This is a genomic window from Micromonospora sp. S-DT3-3-22 (assembly GCF_015354745.1).
Taxonomy (GTDB): Bacteria; Actinomycetota; Actinomycetes; order Mycobacteriales; family Micromonosporaceae; genus Micromonospora; species Micromonospora wenchangensis.
Window position 1 is genome coordinate 1 of record NZ_JACGMO010000244.1, and the last position, 3,377, is coordinate 3,377.

Annotated in this window: 2 protein-coding genes and 1 pseudogene; 2 read left to right on the forward strand and 1 reads right to left on the reverse strand. The window is 77.1% G+C overall.

From position 1 onward, the window contains the following. Both H1A17_RS33755 and H1A17_RS33760 read left to right on the forward strand, forming a co-directional pair. Positions 1-2,443, forward strand: a 2,443-nt coding sequence (locus H1A17_RS33755; protein WP_228544741.1) for an FtsK/SpoIIIE domain-containing protein, incomplete at its 5' end; no start/stop codon positions are given. Further along, the gene (locus H1A17_RS33760; RefSeq protein ID WP_145920320.1) at positions 2,440-3,099 is read left to right on the forward strand and encodes a hypothetical protein; all 660 of its coding nucleotides are present in this window, start codon (positions 2,440-2,442) and stop codon (positions 3,097-3,099) included. The genes H1A17_RS33755 and H1A17_RS33760, both read left to right, overlap by 4 nt. Before the next feature lie 34 nt (positions 3,100-3,133). Here the strand turns inward: H1A17_RS33760 and H1A17_RS33765 are convergent. Continuing rightward, positions 3,134-3,377 (reverse strand): annotated as a pseudogene (locus tag H1A17_RS33765) (cupin); the annotation flags it as partial.

Sequence of the window (3,377 nt, forward strand, 5' to 3'; positions counted from 1 at the left end):
CGCCGAGGCGGCCCGCCGGGAGGCCCCCGGCGCGGCCAGCGCCCCCTGGTCCCACTGGCAGGTCACCCCGGCCGGACGCGGCGAGAGCCCCGGCCCGCTGCGGGTCGGCACCCTGCGGGTCGCCGACGCCGAACCGGTCCCGGCGCTGGTGCCGCTGCTCGACGCCGGGCACGTGCAGCTGCACGGCGACGACCGGGAGGGCGCCGAGGCGGTGGTGTCGGCGCTGCTGCTGCGTGGTGTCGGCCGGACCGACCCGGGCGCGGTCCGGCTCTACGGGTACGACCCCGAACACCTCGGCGGCGGACTCGCCGGCTTCGCCCCGCTGGGCACCGCCGGGCTGCTGACCTTCGTCGGGCCGGGCGGATTAGCCCGGCTCCTCGACGACCTGGTCGAGCAGATCCGCCGGATCAACGAGACGGTGCTGGCCGGCGAGTACGGCTCGCTGCGTGCCCTGGCCGCGGCCACCGGCCGGCGGCCCGAGCCGTGGCGGGTGGCGGTGCTGCTCGGCGGGGACGAGCTGTCCCGGCACGAACGCGGCCAACTCGACCGGGTGGTCCGTACCGGCGCGGCCTGCGGCGTGCACCTGGTGGTACACGGCATCGACCTGCCCGACGACCCCAGCCTGACCCGGGTCCGCACCGGCGTGGACGGAACCCGGATCGGCACCCCGCCCGGCCCCCCGGTACGCCTCGACCCGCCCCCGCCGGCCACCCTGGTCACCGAGACCTGCCGCGAGATCGCCACCCGGGTCAACGCCGGCCCGCCGCCGACCCCCTTCACCGACCTGCTCCCCCCACCGGAGCAGATGTGGAAGGAGGACTCGGCACCCGGGCTGACCGCCCCGATCGGCGAGGGGCCACACGGCCGCCCGGTGCTGCTGACCCTCGGCGACTATCCCCCGCACGCGCTGATCGGCGGGCCGTCGGGCACCGGCAAGACCAACCTCATCTTCGCCTGGATCGGCGCGCTGGCCGCCCGCTACTCCCCCGCCGAGCTGGAGTTCTATCTGCTCGACTTCAAGGAGGGGGTGTCCTTCGCCCGGTTCGCCCAGGGTCGGCGCGACCCGAGCTGGCTGCCGCACATGCGGCTGGTCGGCATCAACGTCAACACCGATCGGGAGTTCGGCCTGGCGCTGCTGCGGTTCCTCGCCGAGGAACTGCGCCGGCGGGCCGACGCGGCCAAGAAGCACGAGGTCACCAAGCTGTCCGAGCTGCGGGCGGTGGACCCGACCGGGCACTGGCCCCGGATCGTCGCGGTGGTCGACGAGTTCCAGGCGCTGCTCGCCGGCCGGGACGTGGTGGCCCGGGAGGCCGCCGACCTGCTGGAGGACCTCGCCCGGCGGGGCCGCTCGCAGGGCATCCACCTGGTGCTCGCCTCGCAGGACGTCCGGGGCATCGAGGCGCTGTGGGGCCGGCCCGCGCTGGTCGCCCAGTTCACCCTGCGGATCGCGCTGCCCAAGGCGCTGCGCATCCTGGCCGAACGCAACGACGCCGCGCAGGCGTTGCCCCGCTACCACGCGGTGGTCAACGCCGAGTCGGGCCTGACCGAGGGCAACGAGGTGGCCCGCATCCCGTCGGCCAGCGACTGGGAGACGTGGAGCGAGTTGCAGCACCGGCTGTGGCGGATGCGGCCCGCCGATGCCGCCCCGGCGCGGCTCTTCGACGGTGATGCCATCCCCCGCCTCACCGAGGCCCCCGACTTCCGGGCCCTCACCCCGCCGCCGGGCGACACCGCGCCGCGCGGCCCGGTGGCCGTGCTCGGGGAGATCATCGACGTGCAGTCCCGGTCGGCGGCGCTGCGGCTGCCCCGGGCACCCGGCCGCAACCTCGCGGTCCTCGGCACCCGGGTCGACGAGGCGTGCGCGGTGCTCGACGCCGCCGCCCGGTCGCTGGCCCGGCAGCACCGCCCCGGCACCGCCCGGTTCTCCATCGCCTGCCTCGACCCGGACGCCGACCCGGCGGCCCGCGCCCTCTACGAGGACCTCGCCGACGACGCCGCCTGGTACGACGAGGAGACCGTCGCCGAGCTGATGGCCGAGACGGCCACCGCGCTGACCCGCCCCGGCACCTCGGGCACCCCGCACTACCTGCTGCTGTTCGCCGTCGACGCGGCGGCCGGGGCCCTGGCGACCGGCTCACCCGGCTCGACCGGCCTGGACCGGCTGCGCCGCATCCTGCACGACGGGCCGGAGCGGCGTACCCACGTGCTGGCCTGGTGGCGCGGGGTGGCCCGGATGCGGGCGGACCTGGGCGGGCCGGCCGCCCGCACCGACCAGATCGGCGCCTGGGTGGCCCTGGACGTGCAGGGCGGCGAGCTGGGCTCGGCGCTCTACCCGGGTTCCGGCGGGCCGGACTGGTACCCGCGTCCGTGGCGGGGGCTCTTCTTCGACCGGGCGGTGCACCGCACCGGACAGGTGATCATCCCTTATGGTCCGTCCCGATGAACGAACCCGTCCCCAGTGACACCTACGCCACGTACGTGCGCCGGCTCGCCGAGCTGACCGGCCGGGTGGCCGCCCAGCGGGCCGAGGCGCAGGCCTGGCACGACCAGCAGTGCGCCGCCGCCGAGCGGGCCGTCGCGCAGGCCACCGCCCAGCTCCACGACGCCGAGCAGGAGGTCGTCGACGCCCGGTCGATGCTGGAGCGGGTCGACGCCGAGGTGGGGCACCTCTGGGCCGAGCTGCGGTCCCGGCTGGGCACCCGGCGACCGGGCGACCCGCCGGGGCCGGCCCGGGACGTCGCCGGTGACCCGGTGCCGCTGCTGCGCGGGGTCCGCGAGCTGTTGGACCGGGCCGGCCAGCGCGGTGAGCTGCCGGGGTCGGTGAACCCGCTGCTGGCCCTCTGCGGGGTGGCCGGCGCGGTCGTCGCGTACGCCCTGGGGGCCGCCGCCCGCGCGGTGGGCCAACGCTACGGCGGCGACCTGGCGGTGGGCATGCCGGTGCTGGCGCTGGTGGTGACCCTGCTCGGCCCGGTGGCCGGGCTGGCCCCGGCGAAACGGTTGGCCGACCGCCGGCATGCCCTGCTCGGCCCCCGCCCGCTGGCGATCGTGCTGGCCGCCGGGGTGCTGACCACGGTGCTGCTGCTGGTGTCGGCCCGCTGACCGCCCCGGGCGACGCCCGGGGCGGCAGGGTGACTCAGGCCGGTACGGCGACCGCCTCGCGCAGCAGCCGGCGGGCCAGCACCAGCCGGTCGGCGTCGTCGTCCAGGCCGGGCAGGTCGCCCACCCGCAGCCCGGTGGAGCCGAGCAGGGCGTGCAGCGCCGGCGCGCACTGGTCGGGCAGGGTGACGGTGCGGTCGACCAACCGCAGCGCCACCCGGGCGTCGGCGGTCGGGGTGAGCTGCCAGCGCAACCCCGGACGGGGGGCGATCCGGCTGTCG